Below are 23,954 nucleotides of genomic sequence, written 5' to 3'. Positions count from 1 at the left end.
ATGGAACCTTGAAGAGATAGGCTTATTCAAGTCAAATAAGTAAGGAGAGTCGATTGGCGTTAATTAATGGCTTTCACCTGAAAAATATTAGAGGTGATGTATTAGGCGGCCTGACAGCAGCAGTAGTAGCTCTGCCACTAGCTTTAGCGTTTGGTAATGCAGCTCTTGGCCCTGGAGGCGCTATTTATGGGCTTTACGGAGCAGTAGTCGTCGGTTTTCTTGCGGCTTTATTCGGAGGAACTCCTGCTCAAGTTAGTGGTCCAACTGGCCCTATGAGCGTAACCGTCGCTGGAGTCGTTGCAAGTTTGGCAGCTGTAGGGGTCCCAAGGGATTTATCTGCTGGAGAAATTCTTCCTTTGGTAATGGCTGCAGTAGTTATTGGAGGATTATTTCAGATTTTATTTGGCCTACTTAGACTTGGTAAATACATTACACTTGTCCCATATTCAGTTGTTTCAGGCTTTATGTCTGGAATTGGAGTGATCATAATCACGCTTCAAATAGGTCCTTTACTTGGAATATCAACCCGTGGAGGTGTATTAGAGTCTCTTTCAACTTTAGTTAACAATTTCGAACCAAATGGAGCAGCAATTGCCGTTGCTGTTATGACCCTTGCAATAGTTTTTCTAACTCCTCGCAAAATCAGTCAATGGGTACCTTCTCCTCTTTTGGCATTATTAATAGTTACTCCTCTATCAATTATTCTATTTGGCAATAGCTCTATTGATCGAATAGGTGCAATACCTGAAGGTGGACTTACTTTAAGTCTGCCAGACCCAAGCTTTAATAATTTCTTCCCTATTATTCTTAAAGCCGGACTAGTTCTAGCTGTTCTTGGTGCTATTGATTCGCTACTTACTTCACTGGTGGCGGATAATATTTCTCAAACAAGACATAATTCTGATCGAGAACTAATTGGACAAGGTATTGGGAATGCCGTTGCTGGTATTTTCACAGGTCTTCCTGGTGCTGGGGCAACAATGAGGACAGTCATAAATGTCAAATCTGGAGGCTCCACACCAATCTCAGGAATGGTTCATTCAGTAGTTTTACTACTGGTACTTGTTGGTGCAGGACCTCTTGCTGCTCAGATACCAACTGCCCTCCTTGCGGGAATTTTGATAAAAGTTGGGTTAGACATTATTGATTGGGGATTTTTATTAAGAGCTCATAGACTTTCCCTGAAAACTGCAAGTGTGATGTATGGAGTCCTTCTGATGACGGTCTTTTGGGACCTAATATGGGCTGTACTGGTTGGAGTATTCATTGCAAATATGCTTACAATTGATTCCATTACTGAAACACAATTGGAGGGAATGGAAGCTGATAACCCAATAAATTCAGACACAAATAACAACGCAGTCAATGCACAACTTCCCTCAGATGAAAAAGCACTTTTAGATCGCTGCGCAGGTGATGTAATGCTGTTCAGATTAAAAGGGCCACTGAGTTTTGGAGCAGCAAAAGGAATAACCGAAAGAATGATGCTTATAAGAAACTACAAAGTTTTAATCCTTGATATCACGGATGTTCCAAGACTTGGTGTTACCGCAACTCTTGCCATAGAAGATATGGTGCAGGAAGCGCTGAACAACTCAAGACAAGCATATGTTGCTGGTGCAACTGGAAGAGTAAAAGACAGACTTGCTAAATTTGGAGTTGATGTAATAGGAACAAGAAAAGAGGCTCTTACAGCGGCAATTAACAGCCTAAATGGTTGAAAAAAATAGTTTAATTTTGATTGCTTGAATGAACAACTAACAAGAAATGGGACAAAACCTTTTCATCCAAAATGCTTTAAGTCCACCAATACTTTTCTTCTTTTTGGGTGCCATTGCATACGCACTAAAGTCTGATTTTGAAATACCAGCTCCTTTACCAAAATTATTTTCTTTATATCTTTTACTTGCAATAGGCTTTAAAGGTGGCATTGAGCTTCAAAAAAGTAACTTTGGTTATCCAGTTCTTCCAACTGTGATAGCAGCAATAGTAATGTCGCTTTTAATACCACTTATTTGTTTTTTAATACTGAGATTGAAATTCGACGTTTTTAATGCAGCAGCAATATCAGCAGCATATGGATCAATAAGTGCAGTGACATTTATAACTGCTGAAAGCTTTCTCGAAAGTCAAAATATACCCTTTGATGGCTTTATGGTTGCAGCTTTAGCTCTAATGGAGTCTCCAGCAATAATCATTGGTCTTCTTTTAGTCAAATTTGGAGCTCCCAAAGATAGACCCATAAAAAGGAAAATGAAATGGGGATCAATTCTTCACGAGTCGATGTTAAATGGTTCTGTATATTTATTACTCGGAAGTCTTCTAATAGGTTTTTTAACATCAGCTATTGATCCATCTGACATTAAAAAAATGGAACCATTCACAGGTGAATTGTTCTATGGGGCAGAATGTTTTTTTCTACTTGACATGGGAATTGTTGCTGCTCAAAGGCTCGCTCGTCTTAATAAAACTGGTGCCTTTCTCATAATGTTTTCAATATTCATGCCAATAGTTAATGCAGTACTTGGATCATTAGTTGCTAGATTTTTAAATCTAGATCCAGGTAATGCCCTGTTATTTGTAGTTCTATGCGCTAGTGCTTCTTACTTAGCTGTACCAACAGCCATGAGAATGACTGTTCCTGAAGCTAGACCTAGTTATTACATCTCAACCACTCTTGGATTAACATTTCCTTTTAACATAATTATTGGAATACCAGTATATATGGGCTTAGTAAACACAATGATTCCGCAAATTGGATAACTAAAACACCATGAAAAGACTTGACTTAATCTTTAGCGAAAGAGAGCTAGATGATATTCTCTCAGCATTAGAGAAAGCTGAAGTTCCAGGTTATACAGTTATGAAACATGCAACTGGAAGAGGGCCAGAAAGAATTATCACAGAAGACATGGAATTCACTGGATTTGGATCAAATGCACACGTAATTATTTTTTGTGAGCAAGAGATGATCGACAAAATACGAGACAATATCAAAACCGTTCTTAGTTACTACGGAGGTGTGGCATATGTTTCAGAAGCAACTCCTCTTTAAAAAAACCCTTCAATCGCTTGAATTAAGCATGAACCCAATCGACACGAATTGATTTACGACTATTTAAAAATCTATCGATTGCCATAGCAGCGATACAACCATCCGAAGCTGCAACAACTGCTTGTTTAAACGGAGTATTTCTGATATCGCCAATTGCCCAAACCCCTTCTACTGTTGTCGACATAAAGTCATCTACCAAAACCCCTCCATCCTCCTTAAAAGCAACTTGGTCACCAAGAAAGTCGGTAATGGGCTTTGAACCGCTCATATAGACAAACACCCCTTCAAGAGCTAAATCTTGATGAGTCTCCATTGAACGATTCTTAACTTTAATACCTGTTACCCCAGAATCATTGCCTTCAATCTGCATTAACCTCGTCTTACTCCAATGATTAACATTTGGTTTTGATAAGAGATCTTGCGCATGATGATCATCTGATTTTGGATCATTGGATGTTATCCAATGAACTTTGGAGGCAAATTTTGTCAGAACATTTGCCTCTTCGATTGCCTCTTTATTGATCCCAACAACGGCGACTTCACGATCTCTGTAAAAAGCTCCATCACAAGTAGCGCAATAGCTTACTCCTCTACCAAGGAATTCAGCCTCACCTTTAAATGATGCTGGCCTTCCCATTGCTCCACTTGCAACTACAAGTGCTTTTGCTTTAAAAGTTCCTTCTGGAGTGTAAATAATTTTCCAGTCACCACTTGCATCAATCCCAAAAACTTGAGCTCTGCGATAATCAGCCCCATACTGAGTAGCTTGATCTCTCATAAGTTTCAACAAAGCTTCTCCACTCATTTCACTAGAGACACCTGGATAATTAGCAATTTGATGTGTTATGGCTAGCGCACCCACATCAGGATTCTTATCAAGAATTACTGTTTTCAAGTCTGCTCGTGAAGTGTAAAGAGCACAACTGCAACCAGCAGGCCCACCACCAACTATGACAACATCAGTTTCAATGGTTTCCAATGGACTATCTCTTAGTAGGTTTTGCTCTCTTTCAAGAAGAGAGAAGGGTGTTTTAAGATCACTTGGGTTAATAGATTAGACTTTTACCCCAAATCAAATCAAATGTTTGTATTCTTCAACTCTAATGAAAATATTCTAAGTTGAGCAATAACAAGCAATCTTCTAAATAGATTTAATTGATTAAGAGCAAATCTGCATATATCTAGTTTCAATCTGAAGACACAAAAAACCCTAGATCTTCTAAAGTGAAAGCTGAGTTATTAGATCATTGAGCGACTCAGAAATACTTTTTAAAGCCGCTATGAACCGAATAGCAGCTCGGATAACTGAGAAAGTGATCAATTCTGCCCAAGAATTCACTACAAGTGCTGAAGAATTACCCCAAAAGCTCCAAAATGAATGGTCTAACTTTAAAAAAGAGGTTATTGAAGAATCTGAACGTCTAGAAAAAAAGACTAATACATCAAAAGAAAAAAGTTCTAAGGAACAATTAAGTAAAGAAGATTTAATTCAAATACAAATAGATAATCTCAGGTCAAAGGTTATCGGAATCAATAAAGATCTTGAGGGGAAAAATTGATATTTCTAGCCAGTCAACTTCAGAGATTTGTTAGAGCTCTTAGGATTTGGGTAATATTATTAGGTTTAATTTTCTATTTATGGTTTGATTCTAAAAAATGGACTTATTTAAAAGGTTATACTACTAAAAGGAGAGAGATAAGGAATACATTAAGAGCAAAATGGCTTACAAAAGAATTAGTTAACCTTGGATCAGCATTTATAAAATTAGGCCAACTTTTATCTGCAAGAGCTGATGTTATTCCATCTGCATGGGTAAATGAGCTTAGCTCTTTACAAGACAGAGTTCCACCTTTTGAATTTGAACTAGTTCAAGAAATATTAACAAATGAACTTGGCAACTCATCTGAAAAAATTATCAGTATTGATGAAATTCCAATTGGCTCAGCATCGCTTGCTCAAGTTCATAAAGCTAGGTTAATTAATGAAAAAAATGTTATTTTCAAAGTTCAAAGACCAGACATAGAAAAATTTTTTAGGCTTGACTTAGATGTAATGAATCAAGTTGCAAAAGTAGTTCAAAGAATAAAGTCCCTTAGTCGTGGTAATGATTGGATAGGTATTGCTAAGGAGTCCAAGAGAGTTTTACTAAGAGAACTAGATTTTTGTATTGAAGCTCAATATGCGGCAAGATTTAAACAGCAATTTTTAGATGACTCAGACATCTTAATTCCAAGCGTATTTTGGGATTTAAGTACAAGTAAAGTTATATGTCTGGAATATATACCAGGGATCAAGATAAATGACATTCAATCTCTAAAAAGTAATGATATAGATACTTCCTCAATAGCAAAGATTGGAGCTACAAGTTATCTAAAACAATTAGTTAATTACGGTTTTTTCCATGCTGATCCTCATCCAGGCAATTTAGCTGTTTCAGCGGATGGTTCACTTATTTACTATGATTTTGGGATGATGGGTTTCGTCTCTGAGCGTATTAGAGGCAGGCTCAATTCAATGATCAAAGCCGCAGCTCTGAGAGATGTTAGTGGACTAGTTAAAGAGCTTCAAATTGCTGGTTTAATAGAAAAAGATATCGAGATAGGTCCCGTTAGAAGATTAATAAGAATAATGTTAAATGAAGCTCTCACGCCTCCATTTGATTCTCAAATCATTGAAAAGCTCTCTGGGGATATATCTGAACTGGCTTATGGGAAGCCCTTTAGAATACCAATTGAGTTGATTTTTGTTTTCAGAGCATTATCAACTTTTGAAGGAGTTGGAAGATATTTAGACCCGGAATTTAACTTAATAGCAATAGCAAAACCCTTTCTTCTCCCTCTAATGACATCAAAAAATCCAGAATCTAATGACTTGTTGAATGAATTAGGAAGGCAAGTTACTGAAATAGGAAGTAAAGCTGTTGGGTTACCAAAACGCTTAGATGAAAATCTAGAAAGACTGGAACAAGGTGACTTGCAACTACAGGTAAGAATGGGTGAATCAGATAGACAATTGAGAAGAATGATTAATGCTCAACAATCATTAGGTAATTCAGTTCTACTTGGCTCACTTGCTATATCATCAGCTTTGCTAGCTTCAACGAATAGACCTTTTTTATTTCTAATACCAGTAACTGTTGGATTTCCAATAACTCTAAACTGGATTAAATTACAATTTAAGATGAGAAGCGAAAGTCGCTTAGATAATTTTCAAGGAAGAAAAAGCTTTAAATAGTTTCAATCATCCCTAAACACTTCCTCTTGGTCCCAATCCCACAAGTCCAGCATATGTCGCTTGACTTCCTAACTCATCCTCAATACGAAGTAATTGATTATATTTCGCGACTCTTTCACTCCGACTCAATGAACCTGTTTTGATTTGACCAGATTTAGTGGCTACTGATAAATCAGCAATAGTTGTATCTTCTGTTTCTCCGCTTCTATGACTAATGACAGTTGTATAACTTGATCTTGATGCAAGCTCTATAGCTTCAAGTGTTTCAGTCAGAGAACCTATTTGATTAACCTTTATTAATATTGAATTTGCAATATTTTCATCAATGCCTCTTTGTAAACGATGTGTGTTGGTGACAAATAAATCATCTCCAACCAATTGAACACTTTTGCCAAGCTTTTTCGTAAGCAAGCTCCAACCATCCCAATCATCTTCAGCCAATCCATCTTCAATAGAAATAATTGGAAATGAATTAACCAGCCCAGCCAATTCCTCTACCATTTGATCGCTGGAATAGGAATTCCCACCATAAAAATATTGCCCATCCTTATAAAACTCCGTACTCGCAACATCCAAAGCTAAAGATATTTGCTTCCCTGGTCTAAATCCAGCCTGTTCAATGGCTTGCATTAAAAGGTCACCTGCTGCTTTATTACTGTCAAGATTCGGAGCGAATCCTCCTTCATCACCAACAGCAGTTGATAAACCTTTCTGACTCAATAAATCTTTAAGCGTATGAAACACCTCTGCTCCCATTCTTAATGCTTCTCTAAAGGTTTCAGCGCCATGAGGCACCAACATAAATTCCTGAAAATCTAAATTATTTGCAGCATGTTCTCCTCCATTAATGACATTCATCAATGGTACGGGTAATAGAGATGACATTGGACCACCTAAATACCTATACAAAGGCAAACCCAATCCATTAGCCGCTGCTCTTGCTGTAGCCAAGCTGACAGCAAGAATTGAATTTGCACCAAGATTTGATTTATTATCTGTATCATCTAGCTGTTTCATTACAGAATCAACTGTGGCTTGATCTAAAGCAGAAAGGCCACATAGGGCGGGAGCAATAGTTTCTTCTATATGACCGACAGCCTTGATAACTCCTTTACCCAGATAACGTTTGCCACCATCTCTTAGTTCATGAGCCTCATGGGCTCCAGTACTTGCTCCACTTGGGACAATCGATCGTCCAATAGCTCCACCTTCTAAAAGCACTTCAGCCTCTACGGTTGGATTCCCACGAGAATCCAAAACTTCTCGGGCCATAATGGTATCAATTACTAGTTCTAGAGAGTCAGCCACGAATTTAAGATGATTTTTAGATCTTATGAACTACATTATTCCTATATGTTCCTTAATTGCTAATCTAGCTTGCTTTCCAAGACCTAATCAATCAAATTCGTCTTGACAAGAAATAAACGTATCGATAAAAAGGTCTCAATCAACATTCAGAAGGCAAATGAACACTTTGAATCAACATTGATCGAAAATGAATGGAAGTCTAACTACAGAACCGGATTCTTTTAGCGATGAAGCTTGGAGTCTTTTACTAATAGCTGAACAATCAGCCAGAAGGTGGCGACATCAGAATTTAGATGTTGAACATCTAATTCAAGTACTTTTTAGAAATAAAAAATTTCAGAAATACACAAATTCCTTACCTTTAAACCATGAAGAGATAAATGAAATTTTAGAAAACTTTATCGCCGAGCTTCCCATAAACAATCAATCAGACTTATTTGTTGGAGAAGATTTAGAAATTCTTCTTGAGACAGCTGATGATTTCCGCTCTCGATGGGGCTCTAATCAAATAGAGATTTCCCATATCCTAATAGCAATTGGTAGAGACAATCGCTTAGGAGAAGATCTTTTTTATCAAGCAGGTCTCCCTAGTGAAATTCTTGAAGCAGAATTGAGAAAACTACCAGCACCTAATTCATTTAAACAATCACAAAGGAACACAGCTCCCCGTCGAGAAAATAGGCCACAAAAAAATCCAAAGTCTTCTATCTCTATCGAAACAACTTCAAAGAAGTCTGCCACCAAGCTACTTACACCTCCCACTCAAGAAAAGATCGCATCAAAGCAAGAGTCCTTAAACATTAATGAAACGCCAAGTGCATTGGATTTATACTGCAAAGACCTTACAGCCGAAGCTGAAAACGGGAAATTAGACCCTGTTATTGGCAGAGAGGCAGAAATAAAAGCAATTACTAAAGTTTTATCTCGACGAGGTAAAAACAATCCAGTATTAATTGGTGCGCCAGGCGTTGGGAAAACAGCAGTTGCAGAATTATTAGCTCAAAAGATCATAGCCAACGAAATTCCTGATTCTCTGCAAGGTTTAAGACTAATTTCACTTGATATCGGCGCATTAATAGCTGGAGCAAAATTTCGAGGACAATTTGAAGAACGCTTTAGATCATTATTAAGTGAAATCAGCAATAGTGAAAAGGGAGTAATCCTATTTATAGACGAATTACACACAATTGTAAGCAAAGACAGATCGAATACTGATGCTGGCAGTCTATTAAAACCATTATTAGCCAGTGGAGACTTAAGATGTATTGGCGCAACGACTACAGATAATTATAGACGTACTGTCGAAAAAGACCTCGCTCTAGATAGACGATTTCAGCAAGTATTAATCAAAGAGCCAAGCCTAGATCTAAGCTTGGAAATTTTAAAAGGACTTAAAGAAAATTATGAGTTTCATCACGGAGTGACCATTACTGATGAAGCACTAATTACAGCAAATCGCTTAGCTCATAGATATATCAGTGATAGATGTCTACCAGATAAAGCTATTGACTTAATCGACGAGGCTTCAGCTCAAGTAAAAATCGAATCAACATCGAGACCAAAAATCATAGAAGAAAAAGAATCTCAGGTTAATCATTTAGAGTTATCAATCTCAAATGCAAATCAAGAGACAACATTAGAAACTATAAATAATCTTCAAGAGAAGAAAGAATTGCTACTCTCTGAGCTTGATGAGATTAAACAAAAATGGCAAGATCAACTTGATAAATCAGCTGAATTACAAGAACTGAAAATAAGCGTTGAAGAATTAAAAAATTTAATAAAAGAAGCCGAAATATCTGGTGATATCGTAGAATTAGAGAGACTTAAGTATGAGCAACTTTATCAAATCCAAGAAAGAATAAAAGAAATAGAAATTTCTATTCAAGAAGACAATGAGTATGGTAATTCCCTACTAACAGACCAAGTCAATCCAGAAGACATAGCTGATGTTGTCTCAACATGGACAGGAATTCCTGTTAGAAAAGTTTTATCAGGTGAAAGACAAAAACTTTTAAATTTAGAACAAGACTTAGAAAAAAAAGTTATTGGTCAATTAAATGCTGTTCAAGCAGTCTCAGCAGCAATCCGTAGAGCAAGAGCTGGGATGCAGGACATACGAAGGCCCATTGGATCCTTTCTTTTTCTGGGCCCTACAGGTGTTGGTAAAACTGAACTTGCTAGATCACTAGCAAGTTCTTTATTTGATGAAGAGGACGCTTTATTGAGACTTGACATGAGTGAATATATGGAGAGAAATGCTGTTTCAAGACTCTTAGGTGCACCGCCAGGATACGTTGGTTACGAAGAAGGTGGTCAATTAACAGAGGCAATTAGAAAAAGACCTTATGCAGTTTTACTCCTTGATGAGATTGAGAAAGCTCATCCAGAAGTTTTCAACATCCTTTTACAGGTTTTAGATGATGGAAGACTGACCGATTCTCAAGGTCGAACAGTAGATTTTAGAAATACAGTTATTGTTATGACCAGCAATCTTGCCAGCAAAGCCATCTTAAATAATTCAATACAAGTTCAAAGCAAAAATTCAAATAAAAATATTCTTGCACAAGAATTAGATCAAAAAATAAATGAAGCTCTAACAAAACATTTTCGACCTGAGTTTTTGAACCGCATTGATGAAGTAATAAGATTTAGTCCACTAAAACCTGAGAGTTTAAAGCAAATAGTGCGACTTCAACTAGACGAATTAAAGAAGCTTCTCAAGCACCAAGGTTTGGACCTTTATGTTGACGAAAACACGATTAGAACTCTTGCTGATGAAGGCTATGAACCTGAATACGGGGCTAGACCACTAAGAAGAGTGATTCGAAGGAGATTAGAAAACCCACTGGCCACACAAATTTTAGAAGAGGCTTTTGAAGATGCAAAATCAATAAGGGTTGAGACTAAAAATGATGAGTCTAAAAAACTTCTTTTTTTAATAGATAACTAATCTTTCAAACATAAGTTAGTCTAGGTTCATAGCCATTCTTTTAAAAAGCACCTTCCTTTAATCTTCCCAAGTGACAAGTCCAACCTCTCAAGAGGATCAAGAAAAGGTAATTCCTACTAAAAAGGGAAAGACTGCCTTAAAAAAAAGTTTTTTATCCTCTACAATTGATGAAATGAAACTGGTTGTATGGCCTTCACGCCAACAACTTTTCAGCGAATCTGTTGCTGTGATTTTAATGGTCACTTTATCAGCAGTATCAATTGCCGCTGTAAGCCGTTTTTATGGATGGGCTTCTACTCAGATATTTCGCTGAGTTGACTAACAAAATTTTTAAACCACTCACAATTTTTTCCAGTGTCAGATATTGAAACCACACCTATTAAAGATTCAAAAATAACTGATCGATCAGAGATGATTGAGGATGACTATTCACATTTTGCACAACAAACAATAAAAACAAATATTGCACGTTGGTACGCCATACAAGTTGCTTCAAGTTGCGAAAAGAAAGTAAAAGCAACACTTGAACAAAGAGCTATCACTCTCGGTGTTAGTGACAGAATCATAGAGATAGAAATCCCTCAAACACCTGCAGTCAAGCTAAAAAAAGATGGTAGTAGGCAAACAACAGAAGAAAAAGTTTTCCCTGGATATGTGCTAGTTCGTATGGTTTTAGATGAAGACACAATGATGGCTGTTAGAAGTACTCCAAATGTAATTAATTTTGTTGGTGCAGAAGACCGCAGAGCTACTGGTAAAGCGCGGGGACACATAAAACCTCGCCCTCTCAGCAGGCAAGAAGTGAATAGAATTTTCAAACGAGCAGCTGAAAAGAAAACTGTCGTCAAGTTGGATGTAGAAGAAGGTGATCAGATTGTTGTTACTTCAGGTCCTTTTAAAGATTTCCAAGGAGAAGTCATTGAAGTTTCAGGAGAAAGAAACAAACTTAAGGCTCTTTTATCAATTTTTGGTAGAGAAACTCCTGTTGAGCTTGAATTTTCTCAAATAACCAAACAAAATTGATTTTTAATTTCCTTTTGCTGTCTGGTCAGTCTAGGAGTTAAGTTTATTAGATAATTTGTCTGAACTAGTTTCAGATTTTCCGCATTAGTTCAATTTTCAGCCGATGGCAAAGAAAGTAGTAGCCCTGATCAAGTTGGCCCTACAGGCTGGCAAAGCCAACCCAGCACCACCTGTTGGCCCTGCGTTAGGGCAACATGGGGTAAACATAATGGCGTTTTGTAAGGAATACAATTCGCGCACCCAAGACAAAGCTGGCTTTGTTATTCCTGTAGAAATATCTGTTTTTGAAGATAGAAGTTTTACTTTCATAACAAAAACCCCTCCTGCTTCGGTTTTGATAACGAAAGCAGCAGGTATTGCAAAAGGATCAGGCGAGTCCGCGAAAGGAACTGCTGGTTCGATTAGTAAAAGTCAACTTGAAGAAATTGCTAAAACAAAACTTCCAGATCTCAATTGCAGTAGCATCGAATCAGCAATGAAAGTTATTGAGGGGACAGCCAAAAATATGGGGGTTTCCATAAAGGACTAATTAAATCGTAAAATCATCAAACGTTCTCTTAAAGGGGGAGACTAAAAGTCGAACGGACCCCAATTTATTATGAAAAATTTTTCTAAAAGAATGACAACGTTACTTTCCAAAGTGGAAGAGCGTTCATATTCACCAATTGAAGCCATAAAGCTTGTAAAGGAGAATGCAAATGCAAAATTCGATGAGACTATTGAAGCTCACATAAGATTAGGCATTGACCCAAAATATACTGATCAGCAACTAAGAACGACAGTTGCCTTACCAAGTGGTACTGGACAGAAAGTTCGAATAGCAGTGGTTACACGCGGAGAAAAGGTCTCTGAAGCAACTAAAGCAGGTGCTGATCTGGCTGGAGAGGAGGATTTAGTGGATTCAATCAACAAGGGAGAAATGAACTTCGACCTGCTAATTTCCACTCCCGACATGATGCCCAAGGTTGCAAAACTTGGTAGAGTGCTTGGTCCTAGAGGACTTATGCCTAATCCAAAAGCAGGAACAGTGACAACCGATTTAGCAGCAGCTATTAAAGAATTTAAGGCAGGAAAACTTGAATTTAGAGCAGACAAAGCAGGAATTGTGCATGTCCGATTTGGTAAAGCAAGTTTTTCTGAAGAGGCTCTACTGGAAAATTTGAAGACATTACAATTAACGATAGAAAAAAATAAACCAAGCGGAGCAAAAGGAAAATTCTGGAGAAGCTTTTTTATTACATCCACCATGGGACCATCAGTAGAAGTAGATATCAATGAATTACAAGACTTGCAGAAAGAAAAATGACCCTTATTGTTGTAAATTAGCTGAGTGGTATCACCACAAGGGCATGCGCCCAGCCAAAGACAGCAGGTCAAATTCTTTTAAGCATTGCGTTTAATAGAGTTTATAATCCCCGCCGAGGTATACGCAGGATTTTCATCTTTTTGGATTGAATCGTTAGCGGCCTCGATTCCCCAATGGGAATATGGCCGTATGTCCAGTTCTTCCCCCGATTCGATCCAATTATTATGGGCCGCACGCTGGAAAGCAAAAAACAGATCGTCGAAACGATAGAGGGTCTATTAGATAACTCTGAAATGGCTTTAGTTCTTGATTACAAGGGCTTATCCACAAAAGAGATGTCTGACTTGCGCTCAAGATTGCAAAAAAGCGATGGCATTTGCAAGGTCACTAAAAACACCTTGATGCGTCAAGCCATAAAAGGAAAAGAATCCTGGACTGGTTTGGAGTCATTACTTACTGGAACTAACGCCTTTGTTTTAATCAAAGGAGATGTTGGGAGTGCTGTTAAAGCTGTACAAGCATTTCAAAAGGAAACTCAAAAGTCTGAGACTAAAGGAGGTCTTTTCGAAGGCAAACTTTTATCTCAAGATGAGATCAAAGCGATTGCAAAACTTCCTAGCAAGGAAGCACTTATGGCACAAATTGCTGGTGCAATGAATTCCATAACAAGCAAAATCGCCATTGGTATCAATGAGGTCCCATCTGGACTTGCAAGGTCTCTTAAACAACATTCTGAGAGCGGCGAGAGCTGATACTCCTTGTTTCACAATTTGTTTTCTACTTACTTAGTTGCTGATTTAAACCATGTCTGCAAAAACCGATGAAATCTTAGATTCATTAAAAAGCCTCTCTTTGCTTGAAGCTTCAGAGCTTGTTAAGCAAATAGAAGAAGCTTTTGGTGTATCTGCCGCCGCATCTGCTGGCGTTGTCATGGCAGCCCCCGGAGCTGCTGCTGGTAGCGACAATGCTGATGCTGCCGAAGAAAAAACTGAATTTGAGGTAGTTTTAGAAAGCTTTGATGCTTCATCTAAAATCAAAGTCCTTAAAGAAGTACGAAATGCTACAGGTCTAGGCCTTGGCGAAGCTAAAGCGCTAGTGGAAGCTGCTCCAAAAACAATCAAAGAAGGAGCATCAAAAGAAGATGCTGAAGCTTTAAAGAAAGCAATTGAAGCTGTTGGTGGAAAAGTAACTTTAAAATAAAATCGTTACTGGAAAAAAACATGTTTTCTGCTTATATGAAACCGGTCTATTCAGACCGGTTTTTTTATGTCTAAAGAAGAAAAATTGGCTATTGCTGCAGCAACTGATGGTGCCTGTAGCGGAAACCCTGGTCCAGGTGGCTGGGGAGCATTAATTAGATTCCAAGATGGAAGCGAAGTTGAATTTGGTGGTTTCAGCCCTGAGACAACAAATAATCGCATGGAATTACAGGCTGCATTATTTGTTCTTGAAAAATTAAAAAAAATAAAATTCCACCCTTCATTAACCATAAAAACTGATAGCAAATATTTAATTGATGGAATGGAAAAATGGATGTCGAATTGGAAAAAGAAAGGATGGAAAACTGCATCTGGTAAACAAGTTCTTAATCAAGATTTATGGAAAGCTCTTGACCACCCTGAACTGCCAAAAATCAAACTTCAATATGTCAAAGGCCATAGCGGAGAAAAGGATAATGATAGAGTTGACGCAATTGCTGTAGCTTTTTCTAAAGGGCGAAAAATACAACTAAAAGATTTTGTCAAAGAATAAAAAACACGACTTATACAATATTCTGCTTGGTCAGCTTCTATCTCAAGACGATGGTATTGATGCAGAAATACTTACTAATTCAGCTCTTAATGCCATTAAATTTGCCTCATTAAATAGAAATTTTCCAATAATTTCTAATATCCTTTTAAAAGCATCAACTGAATTTCAAAGAAGCAATTCAAGCTTAAATCAAATAATTTTTGGCTCGCACTTTAAAAACCCTGTAGGACTTGCTGCTGGATTTGATAAAAATGGAGTAGGAGCTGGTCTTTGGAATTATTTTGGATTTGGTTTCGCCGAATTAGGAACTATTACTTGGCATGCCCAAAAAGGTAACCCAAAACCCAGACTTTTCAGAATTGCCAAAGAAAAAGCTGCACTGAATAGAATGGGATTCAATAATGAAGGAGCAGAGAAATTTTTAAAAACCATAGAAAGGCAACAAATCCCTGCACCAGGGAATAGACCCTGTCTCCTAGGCATAAATTTAGGAAAGTCAAAAATCACTCCTCTCGATGAAGCCTCTAAAGACTATTCTTTATCTTTAAGACTCTTGGCTCCTTTATCAGACTATGCCGTTATCAATGTTAGTTCTCCGAATACCCCAGGCCTTCGTTCATTACAAGGAACAAAACAAATAAAAAATTTAATACGTACACTAAAAGATTTATCCTATTGTCCTCCTTTGCTTGTGAAAATCGCTCCAGATTTGTCAAATGAAGAAATTGATGAACTTGCGAGAGTTGCAATTGAGAATGGTATTGATGGAATAATTGCAATCAATACAAGCTTAAATAGATTTAACCTAAAAAACTTAAGAATCAAAACTGGAAATACTCTAGAGCAAGAGAATGGAGGCTTAAGTGGACTCCCTTTAGAGAAAAGAGGAGTGGAAGTGATTAGAAGGCTTAGAAAAAGTACTAATAATTCTTTACCACTTATTGGTGTTGGTGGAATCAGTTCAGCACAAACAGCGTGGGAAAGGATTGCCGCTGGGGCATCACTGGTACAAGTGTATACAGGTTGGATATTTGAGGGACCAAATTTAGTTCCAGAAATTTTAGATGGGTTAACCCTGCAAATGGAAAAACACGGATTCCGAAACATTAAAGAGGTCATCGGTTCCGAAGAACCATGGGAATGAAAACACAAATGATTTCAATAAATATTTACAATTATGTTTAAACTGATCACAATATTATCTCATATATAATGAAAATAGACTTTGATATTCATGGAGGTAATATTGAAAAAGAAGCAAGAAAATTGGGAATATCTACAGATAAAATAATCGATGCAAGTGCATCAATAGTTCCTTTTAAATTACCTAGAAAGTTAAATAATTATCTCATCAATAGTATAAATAATGGATCTATAAAATCTTATCCTGATAGAAGTTATTTTGAAGTCAGAAATTCTATTGCGAAATGGCATAATATTGAACCATCAATGGTTTTACCTGGTAATGGAGCTTCAGAATTATTTACTTGGGCAGCAAGAGATGCAAGTTTAAATGGCATAAGTTCTTTACCATCTCCTGGCTTTGGGGACTATCAAAGAGCTTTAAATTGTTGGAATGCTTCTTACATATATAATCCTATTCCTTTATCTTGGAATAATAGCAATCCTCAGTCATTTCCAATCAAACCAAAAACTCATGTCTTATGGATTACAAACCCACACAATCCAACTGGGCAATTATGGAGTCGTTCATCAATAGAAAAATTATTAACTAATTATAAACTCGTCATTTGCGATGAAGCATTTATTTCTCTTACACCAGGGGGTGAAAATCAATCAATAATTGATTTAACTAAGAACCATAAAAACCTAGTAGTGATAAGAAGTTTAACTAAGTTTCTAGGTATTGCTGGATTAAGAATTGGATACGCAGTCACGAACTCAGATAGATTATTAAAATGGAAAGAGATAAGAGATCCATGGCCAGTAAATACGCTGGCAATAAATGCAACTAATATGATCATGACAGATTCTAAAATGCATAAAAAAAGATTAAATAAAATCCATAGATGGGTAGAAGAAGAAGGGAAATGGTTACATGAAAGTTTGTCAGAGTTTTCCACCATGAAGCCTCTACCAACAACTACAAATTTTCAATTAATTAAAAGTAATAGTTCTATATTAAATCTTATTGGGGATTTAAAAAGAAGAGGAATTTTATTAAGAGACTGCAGATCATTTATGACTCTAGATGAAAGATGGATCAGAATAAGTCTCCAAAAACGAAAACAAAATATTCGAATTATTAATACCTTAAAAGATTACATTAACTAATCGAATTTATAATCTGAAATATCTTATTTTTAGAATTGAGACAATCATAAGTATTCATATTTGATTTCATTTCAGTGAGAGAGTTAGAATCCAGGAGATTAGATATAGTGTTTTTCAAAATATCTTTTTCTGGATCATGTTGATTAACTATTACAGCACCTCCATATCTAGCCATATAAGCAGCATTTAGTTCTTGATGTTGATCAGCAGAAGATGGAAAAGGTATTAAAATCGAGGGGGTCCTAGTTACCATTAATTCACAAATTGCACCTGATCCTGCTCTACTTATTGCAAGATCTGCATTTCGCAGTAATGCAGATATTTCATTAGTAAATTGTTTTACAACCAAATTAGCGTGAGTATCAACTTTATTTAGTTTTTTATAGAAACAATCATTTTTCCCAGTCAGATGAATAACTCTACAACCCTTATCAAGCAACCAAGGCAAGATATTCCTCACCATCTTATTCATTTTTATTGCTCCTTGACTACCTCCCATAACCACAATCAAGGAACCATCTCCTATCGGCACCCAAGAGGGAAGAGACTGATCTAAAAAAAATTCTGATCTTACAGGTGTTCCAGTAAAACTTGTTCTACACCCTGGCAAATACTCAGATGCTGAAGGGATTCCTAGCGCAACATGGTCACAAAACCTACCCAATAACCTAGTTACTTTTCCAGGAATAGCATTTGATTCATGCAACACAATAGGGATGCCAGTAAGTTTTGCTCCGAGAATACTGGGAGCAGATATATACCCACCAGTAGTAAAAACAACGTTAATTTTTTTTTGACGTAATAGAAAAGAGACCCGAATAGAAGCAAAGAGTAATTTACATAAATCAAAAATTTTTCTAAAAATATTTCCCTGCAATCCTCCCACTTTTAGCTTTATTAAATTATATTTTTCGGGAACCAGTTCAATCTCTAGCCTATTTGACACACCTAGCCACTCAATTTCCCAAGAATTTGGCAGTGAATCAGCAAAAGACAATGCAGGATAAATATGCCCACCCGTTCCGCTTGCAGCAATTAAAAGGCGAGACATAAATTAAATAACCTTATCCTTGGAGGCTAAGTTATATTGAGTAAAAAAGGTAGGCGTGCGTCATTCACTGATAACGAAATCATTAGTTTTTGTATTTCTCAATCCTCTAATCATCAATTCTGTTTTAAGTAAAAATATAGATAATCACTTATTAATTAATCAATTGGAGGTATTCCTTAACCAGAGAAAGGATGATTTACTGAAAGAACTATTTCTACAGAAATCATTCAATCAATTTAATAAACAGTATTTAGCCTTTCGACATAAATATAAAGATGCAAAATGGTCAATTCAACCAGTAAGTAATGATCAAAATAAATCAATGCTAGATATTAAAATTAGATCCACAAGAGAAATTAATGATCAAATTTATAATCTTTATACTAAGCAAACTGTTAAGTTAGAGACTTACAAAGATAAAATCAAAGGATATGAAGTTATTGATGAAGAATCAATTCTGCATAGCAAAAATTCACCTCTTAGTATAAAAATTGTATCTCCAAAAAAAGTTCTTACTGGTGAAAAATATGAAATCAATTTAATTATTGAAAACCCATTAGACAATTCTTTAACTGCTAGTGGAATGATCGTACTTAAGAACGAAGATGATAAGAAAATATCAAATGATATCTTTGGGATTAAGCCGAATCAATCAGGTGGTTTATTTAAGTATATTCAAGCACCCTTTAAACCTGGTTCTCAAACCATTTCAGCAATAATAACTCATCCTAAAGGGATTTATTTAATTACAAAAAAAATAAAAGTAGGTTTATAAAACCTACTTTTATTAATCATCAAATTAGATTTGAATTATCAAGCATCATCTAGAGCAGAAACTCCAGGAAGAACTTTCCCTTCCAAAAGTTCAAGACTAGCACCACCCCCAGTCGAAATATGAGACATGTTTTTCGCTAAACCTGCTTTTTCAACTGCTGCCACTGAATCTCCACCTCCAATAATTGTGCAGCATCCTTGAGCACTTAATTCAGCCAAAGTATTTGCTATCGCATTTGTTCCATTTGCAAATTTCTCAAATTCAAAAACACCCATCGGTCCATTCCAAATAACAGTTTTGCAATCTTTCAGAGCATTCTGAAAAAGTTCAACTGATTCTGAACCAATATCTAATCCCATCCAACCTTCGCTAATAGCATCGACTTTTGAAGATTTACTATTTGCTGTAGGAGAGAAATTATCAGCTAGCACAACATCACTTGGCAAAAGAAACTCAACTCCCTTATCTTTCGCTTTCTTCTCCAAAGCACTTGCTAATTCAAGCTTATCTTCCTCGACAAGACTATTACCAACAGATAGTCCTCTAGCTTTATAGAAAGTAAATATCATACCTCCACCAACAATAATCTTATCGCATTTATCAATCAAAGATTCCAAAACACCTATCTTACTACTTACTTTTGAACCACCAACTATTGCTGCCAAAGGCCTTTTAGGTTGATCTATAGCTCCTTGAAGGTACTTAAGTTCTTTTTCCATCAAATAGCCAGCCACACAAGGACTTAAGAATTTTGTAACTCCCTCAGTTGAAGCATGAGCGCGGTGGGCAGCTCCAAAAGCATCATTAACATAAACTTCAGCCAAAGAAGCTAATTCCTTAGCAAATTCTGTATCGTTTTTTTCTTCACCAGCAATAAATCGAACATTTTCTAAAAGGACAACATCGCCATTGGACATCGCATCTACTTTTGACTTGGCTTCATCTCCTACACAACTCTCAGTTTTTACAACTGTTTTACCAAGCAATTCACTGAGTCTCTGAGAAACAGCAGTCAAACGCATCGTTTCATTAACCTGTCCCTTTGGCCTACCAAAATGAGCAGAAAGAATAACTCTTGCACTCTTCTCAAGAAGGTCACTAATAGTTGGTAAAGCAGCACGAATTCTTGTGTCATCAGTTATTTGACCCTCATCTCCTAATGGGACATTAAAATCAACTCTCACTAAAACACGTTTGCCGCATAAGTCTTCAGCGCCGAGACTTGACAGGGAACGCTTAGACATAATGTATGGGATTCAGAAAGGAAACTGAGTGACCATAGCTCTTTAGAGGCACGAATTGGGTAATTACTAAGACACAGAAAAAATCTACCTAAACCTTTAAGAAACTAAAAACGGCTTTTTAGATATCCAAAATCTATAGTTAAAATAATTAATTACCCCTCAAATACCTGCAATTACTACTAAAAACAAACTTATGATGCAAATCTAAAAATCAATTTTTCTTTCGAACCTAATATATTAGTATTTTTTTGCACCGGCAAGTTATTAAATATTGTAATTCTGTCAATCTAGATTGATCAATAAAATTTAACTACCATAGGGATATTCTGAATAATTCAATTATGATTATCAACTTATTTAATCTTTTAAGATGATAAGTTGAACTTAGAATTTTCAAAACTACAGTTCCAAAATAAATCAGACATCAACTTTTACAATTTTTAAATTAGTCAATTTCAACCAACTTCTTTTTAAAATTCCGTGAACAAGCAGCTTATACAATGGTATCCAGGGCATATTGCTAAAGCAGAAAAACAATTAAAGGAACACCTGAATAAAGTTGATCTAGTTTTCGAAGTGCGAGACGCAAGGATACCCCTCGCAACTTCTCATCCATATCTTCAAAAATGGTTAAAAGGAAAGAAGCAAATATTAGTTATTAATAGAAAAGACATGATTAATGTTGATGCCCATAAAGCTTGGGATAAAAAATTAAGGTCAGAAGGAAAAGTCCCATGGTGGTGTGATGCAAAAGCTGGAACAGGCGTTCTCCAAATAAAGCAAGCCGCTATTCATGCTGGGCAAGAGTTAAATCAAAGACGTCTCGACCGAGGAATGAAACATCGTGCCATTAGAGTTCTAACTCTTGGTTTCCCAAATGTTGGGAAATCTGCTCTAATTAACAGACTCGTTAAAAAGAAGGTTGTATCTAGCTCAAGAAAACCTGGGGTCACAAGAAGCTTGAGATGGGTAAGATTGGGACAAGATCTTGACCTATTGGATGCTCCTGGTGTTCTGCCGCCTAGATTTGAAGATCAAAATGCCGCGTTAAAATTGGCCATTTGTGATGATATTGGTCAAGCCGCATACGATACTGAGCAAGTAGCAATTGACTTTATGAAGCTTCTTGAGAAATTAGAAAACACCCAACAAGCGGGAATCAAGTCAATGTGTCTTCAAAATAGATACGGAATATTTGTCAATGAAACTATTAAAGACAAATCTTTATGGCTACTTTCAGCAGCAGAACGTCACACTTCCGGAGATACTCTAAGAATGTCTCAAAGATTACTTGATGATTTTCGCAAAAATTTGTTGGGTAATATTTCCCTTGAACTCCCCTAATGAATAAAGAAATCAAACATGAATTTGGGCAGGGACCAGGTGAATTATTTGAGAGTGAATATAGGAAACCTTTACCTATGCGTCTTGATAGATGGCTGGTAAGTCAACGAGTCGAACAAAGTAGGGCTCATATTCAGAAATTCATTGAAGCGGGGTTTGCAAGAGTGAATGGTAAAACTGGAAAAGCAAAAACTCCCGTTAGGCCAGGTGACGTGATTCAACTTTGGGTTCCACCACCCGAGCCTCTTCCTTACTTAAAACCAGAAAAAATTGATTTAGATATTTTATATGAAGATCATCATTTAATAGTCATTAATAAAACAGCAGGGATAGCGGTTCATCCTGCACCAGGGAACAAATCAGGAACTTTAGTTAATGGATTAATTAATCATTGCCCAGACTTACCAGGCATCGGAGGTAAATTAAGGCCTGGAATAGTGCATCGCTTGGATAAAGACACAACTGGATGCATTGTCGTAGCGAAGACTCAAGAGGCCTTAGTTAAACTACAAATTCAAATACAAAAAAGAGTAGCCTCAAGAAATTATATTGCTGTTGTCCATGGAGCTATTAAAGACAATGAAGGTATGATTGTCGGATGTATTGGTCGACATCCAAAAGATAGAAAAAAATATGCTGTAGTTGATGAGGCATCTGGTAGATATGCTTGTACACATTGGAAATTAATTGAGAATCTGGGAAATTTTTCTCTTCTTAAATTCAAACTTGATACGGGTAGAACGCATCAAATTCGTGTTCATAGTGCACACATAGGTCATCCCATTATTGGAGACCAGACTTACAGTAGATGTAAAAAATTGCCTATTAAACTTGGTGGCCAAGCTTTACATGCAGTTGAATTGGGTTTAATACACCCAATAACATTAGAGAAAATGCAGTTTACAGCTCCATTGCCTAAAGATTTTGAACGACTTTTAAAAGTATTACAACCTAAAAATAATATTATTTAGGAAGTCTTGGACAAGCCTTCACCATCTTTTTTGTTAGGGATTTTTGAGGATGATTTAACAAATTTTTTCCAGAATTCTCTTCGATAATTTTCCCTTTATCAAACACTAATACTCTGTGACAAAAACCTGCGGCAACAGATAAATCATGAGTTATGAACAACATAGACAGTTTTAATTTTTCTTGCAAAGAGCGTAGTAACTCCAAAACTTCTGCTTGGATTTCTGCATCTAACATACTTACACTTTCATCACAGATAACTATTTTGGGACTAAGTGCCAGGGCTCTTGCAATAACTACTCTTTGCTGTTGTCCTCCTGAAAGTTGAGAAGGTAAGCGTTGTTCATACATTGCTGTAGGCGTTAAACCAACTAGTTCCAAAAGATTACGAGCTTTTTCTCTGGCTTTAGATCGACTGAGCAATTTATGAATAAGAATTGGATCTATAATTGCATCCATTACTGACATCTTAGGATTCAAAGATGCAGAAGGATCTTGAAAAATAATTTGAATATATTTACGTAATTGTTTTAAAGATTCCCTATTGATAGTTGAAATATTCTTGCCAAGAAAAAAAACACTTCCACCTCTTGTAGGCAATAAGCCAGTCAACGCTCTACATAGAGTACTCTTGCCACACCCTGATGGGCCAACTATACCAAGCGTTTCACCTTCATACAGTGAAAAGGTAACTTCATTAACAGCTTTCAACCAAAAAGAATTAAAAGGCCAAAAACCTGAATTATGCCAGCACCGTAAACTATTTACACTCAATAATGCAGTACCTTTTATCATTATTTCTCTCTCAGAACCCTCTAAAATGCGGCTCGAGTTAACTAATCTTTGAGCAATCTCAGTTTTTGGATTACCAACTATCTCTTGAATATTTCCAGACTCGACTATATGCCCAGAATCAAGTATTGCGATTTTATTACACCATTTATACGCCATTGATAAATCATGACTAATTAAGAGTAAAGCAGTCCCAATCTCATCACAAAGTAAACTCAATTCACTCATGATCTGATCAGCAACTATTGTATCTAAACTAGTTGTAGGTTCATCAGCAATTATCAAAGGAGGTCTTAAACAAATTGCCAAAGCAATTGCTACACGTTGACGCATTCCTCCACTAAATTCATGTGGAAAAGAATTAAATCTTAAAGGATCTATTCCAACTTTTTTTAATAAGCTTTTTGCTTTGTTTACTAGGTTATAAATTGGTTCAGAATTATCATGAGCTTTAAAAGTATCAACTAAATGTTCGCCAACAGTCATTAAAGGATTTAAACGTGACATTGGATCCTGAAAGATCAATCCAACCTCTTTACCTCGAATGGTTTGCAAAGAAAGCTTATCTAGGTCCAATACATTTTGTCCGTTTAAAACAATCTCACCATCACAAACACATCCATTAGGAAGAAGCTGCATTACAGCCTTAGCAACAGTACTTTTACCACATCCTGAACTACCAACTAATGCAAGCCTATCGCCACGATTCATATTCAGATTTAATCCTCTTAACACGTAAGTAGTAGTATTTGGATAAATAGCATTTAGTTTATTTATCTTTAAAACTTCTTTTGATGAATTATTCATAAAAATGTAGCAAGAAATGTTGAGTTTGAATAAAATAAATTAAGC

At 36.4% G+C, this 23,954-nt stretch carries 23 protein-coding genes; 18 read left to right on the top strand and 5 right to left on the bottom strand.

Annotated elements, in window-relative coordinates:
* Positions 1 to 53 precede the first annotated feature (53 nt).
* Genes SIB53_RS05155 through SIB53_RS05145 form a run of 3 tightly spaced genes read left to right on the top strand, consistent with a single transcriptional unit; the run spans position 54 to position 3,055 of the window.
* Entirely contained in the window at positions 54 to 1,721 is a 1,668-nt protein-coding gene (locus SIB53_RS05155) for a SulP family inorganic anion transporter (RefSeq protein WP_413677226.1), read from the top strand.
* Between the two features lie 46 nt (positions 1,722 to 1,767).
* Entirely contained in the window at positions 1,768 to 2,763 is a 996-nt protein-coding gene (locus SIB53_RS05150; RefSeq protein ID WP_413677225.1) for a sodium-dependent bicarbonate transport family permease, read from the top strand.
* A 10-nt stretch (positions 2,764 to 2,773) separates the two neighbouring features.
* Positions 2,774 to 3,055, top strand: a complete 282-nt coding sequence (locus SIB53_RS05145) for a P-II family nitrogen regulator (protein ID WP_413677224.1) — start codon at positions 2,774 to 2,776, stop codon at positions 3,053 to 3,055.
* A 22-nt stretch (positions 3,056 to 3,077) separates the two neighbouring features.
* Here SIB53_RS05145 and SIB53_RS05140 read toward each other — a convergent pair whose 3' ends face one another.
* Positions 3,078 to 4,034, bottom strand: coding sequence for an NAD(P)/FAD-dependent oxidoreductase (locus SIB53_RS05140; RefSeq protein ID WP_413677223.1), 957 nt, complete (start codon positions 4,032 to 4,034; stop codon positions 3,078 to 3,080).
* A gap of 301 nt (positions 4,035 to 4,335) precedes the next feature.
* Between SIB53_RS05140 and SIB53_RS05135 the strand changes: the two genes are divergently transcribed.
* Together SIB53_RS05135 and SIB53_RS05130 are read left to right on the top strand one after the other, a co-directional pair.
* Positions 4,336 to 4,614, top strand: coding sequence for a hypothetical protein (locus SIB53_RS05135; RefSeq protein WP_413677222.1), 279 nt, complete (start codon positions 4,336 to 4,338; stop codon positions 4,612 to 4,614).
* Positions 4,611 to 6,290 (top strand): ABC1 kinase family protein, encoded by a 1,680-nt coding sequence (locus SIB53_RS05130; RefSeq protein WP_413677221.1) that lies wholly within the window; start codon positions 4,611 to 4,613, stop codon positions 6,288 to 6,290. Before SIB53_RS05135 ends, SIB53_RS05130 begins: the two co-directional genes overlap by 4 nt.
* Before the next feature lie 12 nt (positions 6,291 to 6,302).
* On the opposite strand, the gene eno is transcribed toward SIB53_RS05130, so the two are convergent.
* Positions 6,303 to 7,598, bottom strand: coding sequence for a phosphopyruvate hydratase (eno, locus tag SIB53_RS05125; protein ID WP_413677220.1), 1,296 nt, complete (start codon positions 7,596 to 7,598; stop codon positions 6,303 to 6,305).
* Between the two features lie 187 nt (positions 7,599 to 7,785).
* Here eno and SIB53_RS05120 point away from each other — a divergent pair, with 187 nt between their 5' ends.
* The 10 genes from SIB53_RS05120 (at position 7,786) to SIB53_RS05075 (ending at position 16,927) form a co-directional block, all read left to right on the top strand.
* A complete protein-coding gene (locus SIB53_RS05120) occupies positions 7,786 to 10,551 on the top strand; it encodes an ATP-dependent Clp protease ATP-binding subunit (RefSeq protein WP_413677219.1) in 2,766 nt (921 codons plus the stop codon).
* Positions 10,552 to 10,621: 70 nt separating this feature from the next.
* Positions 10,622 to 10,864, top strand: a complete 243-nt coding sequence (gene secE, locus SIB53_RS05115; RefSeq protein ID WP_413677218.1) for a preprotein translocase subunit SecE — start codon at positions 10,622 to 10,624, stop codon at positions 10,862 to 10,864.
* 98 nt (positions 10,865 to 10,962) lie between these two features.
* Positions 10,963 to 11,574 (top strand): transcription termination/antitermination protein NusG, encoded by a 612-nt coding sequence (nusG, locus tag SIB53_RS05110; protein WP_413679119.1) that lies wholly within the window; start codon positions 10,963 to 10,965, stop codon positions 11,572 to 11,574.
* Positions 11,575 to 11,677: 103 nt separating this feature from the next.
* Positions 11,678 to 12,103, top strand: a complete 426-nt coding sequence (gene rplK, locus SIB53_RS05105; RefSeq protein WP_269604350.1) for a 50S ribosomal protein L11 — start codon at positions 11,678 to 11,680, stop codon at positions 12,101 to 12,103.
* 69 nt (positions 12,104 to 12,172) lie between these two features.
* The gene (rplA, locus tag SIB53_RS05100) at positions 12,173 to 12,880 is read left to right on the top strand and encodes a 50S ribosomal protein L1 (RefSeq protein WP_413677217.1); all 708 of its coding nucleotides are present in this window, start codon (positions 12,173 to 12,175) and stop codon (positions 12,878 to 12,880) included.
* Between the two features lie 224 nt (positions 12,881 to 13,104).
* Positions 13,105 to 13,632: a 50S ribosomal protein L10 gene (rplJ, locus tag SIB53_RS05095; protein WP_413677216.1), complete on the top strand. Its 528-nt coding sequence runs from the start codon at positions 13,105 to 13,107 to the stop codon at positions 13,630 to 13,632.
* A gap of 52 nt (positions 13,633 to 13,684) precedes the next feature.
* Entirely contained in the window at positions 13,685 to 14,080 is a 396-nt protein-coding gene (rplL, locus tag SIB53_RS05090) for a 50S ribosomal protein L7/L12 (RefSeq protein ID WP_413677215.1), read from the top strand.
* Between the two features lie 66 nt (positions 14,081 to 14,146).
* The gene (locus SIB53_RS05085; protein ID WP_413677214.1) at positions 14,147 to 14,632 is read left to right on the top strand and encodes a ribonuclease H family protein; all 486 of its coding nucleotides are present in this window, start codon (positions 14,147 to 14,149) and stop codon (positions 14,630 to 14,632) included.
* A complete protein-coding gene (locus SIB53_RS05080) occupies positions 14,619 to 15,776 on the top strand; it encodes a quinone-dependent dihydroorotate dehydrogenase (RefSeq protein WP_413677213.1) in 1,158 nt (385 codons plus the stop codon). The genes SIB53_RS05085 and SIB53_RS05080 overlap by 14 nt, the downstream gene beginning before the upstream one ends.
* Before the next feature lie 68 nt (positions 15,777 to 15,844).
* Positions 15,845 to 16,927 (top strand): pyridoxal phosphate-dependent aminotransferase, encoded by a 1,083-nt coding sequence (locus tag SIB53_RS05075; protein ID WP_413677212.1) that lies wholly within the window; start codon positions 15,845 to 15,847, stop codon positions 16,925 to 16,927.
* Here SIB53_RS05075 and murG read toward each other — a convergent pair.
* Positions 16,920 to 17,978 (bottom strand): undecaprenyldiphospho-muramoylpentapeptide beta-N-acetylglucosaminyltransferase, encoded by a 1,059-nt coding sequence (gene murG, locus SIB53_RS05070; protein ID WP_413677211.1) that lies wholly within the window; start codon positions 17,976 to 17,978, stop codon positions 16,920 to 16,922. The two genes, SIB53_RS05075 and murG, sit on opposite strands and share 8 nt — an antisense overlap.
* Before the next feature lie 55 nt (positions 17,979 to 18,033).
* On the opposite strand from murG, the gene SIB53_RS05065 reads away from it, so the two are divergent.
* Positions 18,034 to 18,753 (top strand): hypothetical protein, encoded by a 720-nt coding sequence (locus tag SIB53_RS05065; protein WP_413677210.1) that lies wholly within the window; start codon positions 18,034 to 18,036, stop codon positions 18,751 to 18,753.
* 38 nt (positions 18,754 to 18,791) lie between these two features.
* Here SIB53_RS05065 and SIB53_RS05060 read toward each other — a convergent pair whose 3' ends face one another.
* Positions 18,792 to 19,997 (bottom strand): phosphoglycerate kinase, encoded by a 1,206-nt coding sequence (locus SIB53_RS05060; RefSeq protein ID WP_413677209.1) that lies wholly within the window; start codon positions 19,995 to 19,997, stop codon positions 18,792 to 18,794.
* Positions 19,998 to 20,477: 480 nt separating this feature from the next.
* On the opposite strand from SIB53_RS05060, the gene ylqF reads away from it, so the two are divergent.
* Together ylqF and SIB53_RS05050 are read left to right on the top strand one after the other, a co-directional pair.
* Positions 20,478 to 21,341 (top strand): ribosome biogenesis GTPase YlqF, encoded by an 864-nt coding sequence (gene ylqF, locus SIB53_RS05055; protein WP_413677208.1) that lies wholly within the window; start codon positions 20,478 to 20,480, stop codon positions 21,339 to 21,341.
* On the top strand, positions 21,341 to 22,312 hold the full coding sequence (locus tag SIB53_RS05050; RefSeq protein WP_413677207.1) for an RluA family pseudouridine synthase: 972 nt from the start codon (positions 21,341 to 21,343) through the stop codon (positions 22,310 to 22,312). Before ylqF ends, SIB53_RS05050 begins: the two co-directional genes overlap by 1 nt.
* On the opposite strand, the gene SIB53_RS05045 is transcribed toward SIB53_RS05050, so the two are convergent.
* A complete protein-coding gene (locus tag SIB53_RS05045; protein WP_413677206.1) occupies positions 22,305 to 23,909 on the bottom strand; it encodes an ABC transporter ATP-binding protein in 1,605 nt (534 codons plus the stop codon). The genes SIB53_RS05050 and SIB53_RS05045 overlap by 8 nt on opposite strands.
* Positions 23,910 to 23,954: the final 45 nt, after the last annotated feature.

The sequence above is a fragment of the Prochlorococcus sp. MIT 0916 genome (genome assembly GCF_047305155.1).
Classification (GTDB): Bacteria; Cyanobacteriota; Cyanobacteriia; order PCC-6307; family Cyanobiaceae; genus Prochlorococcus_B.
Note: the sequence above shows the minus strand (reverse complement) of the source record. Positions and strands in the feature narration are given on the sequence as shown.

Bases quoted from the DNA above. Each gene is read 5' to 3' on its own strand.
- nusG (WP_413679119.1), top strand. From the start codon at position 10,963: ATGATTGAGGATGACTATTCACATTTTGCACAACAAACAATAAAAACA.
- rplA (WP_413677217.1), top strand. From the start codon at position 12,173: ATGAAAAATTTTTCTAAAAGAATGACAACGTTACTTTCCAAAGTGGAA.
- SIB53_RS05120 (WP_413677219.1), top strand. From the start codon at position 7,786: ATGAATGGAAGTCTAACTACAGAACCGGATTCTTTTAGCGATGAAGCT.
- SIB53_RS05085 (WP_413677214.1), top strand. From the start codon at position 14,147: ATGTCTAAAGAAGAAAAATTGGCTATTGCTGCAGCAACTGATGGTGCC.
- SIB53_RS05060 (WP_413677209.1), bottom strand. From the start codon at position 19,997: ATGTCTAAGCGTTCCCTGTCAAGTCTCGGCGCTGAAGACTTATGCGGC.
- murG (WP_413677211.1), bottom strand. From the start codon at position 17,978: ATGTCTCGCCTTTTAATTGCTGCAAGCGGAACGGGTGGGCATATTTAT.
- SIB53_RS05135 (WP_413677222.1), top strand. From the start codon at position 4,336: ATGAACCGAATAGCAGCTCGGATAACTGAGAAAGTGATCAATTCTGCC.
- SIB53_RS05075 (WP_413677212.1), top strand. From the start codon at position 15,845: ATGAAAATAGACTTTGATATTCATGGAGGTAATATTGAAAAAGAAGCA.
- SIB53_RS05050 (WP_413677207.1), top strand. From the start codon at position 21,341: ATGAATAAAGAAATCAAACATGAATTTGGGCAGGGACCAGGTGAATTA.
- SIB53_RS05150 (WP_413677225.1), top strand. From the start codon at position 1,768: ATGGGACAAAACCTTTTCATCCAAAATGCTTTAAGTCCACCAATACTT.
- SIB53_RS05145 (WP_413677224.1), top strand. From the start codon at position 2,774: ATGAAAAGACTTGACTTAATCTTTAGCGAAAGAGAGCTAGATGATATT.
- rplK (WP_269604350.1), top strand. From the start codon at position 11,678: ATGGCAAAGAAAGTAGTAGCCCTGATCAAGTTGGCCCTACAGGCTGGC.
- rplJ (WP_413677216.1), top strand. From the start codon at position 13,105: ATGGGCCGCACGCTGGAAAGCAAAAAACAGATCGTCGAAACGATAGAG.
- SIB53_RS05045 (WP_413677206.1), bottom strand. From the start codon at position 23,909: ATGAATAATTCATCAAAAGAAGTTTTAAAGATAAATAAACTAAATGCT.
- rplL (WP_413677215.1), top strand. From the start codon at position 13,685: ATGTCTGCAAAAACCGATGAAATCTTAGATTCATTAAAAAGCCTCTCT.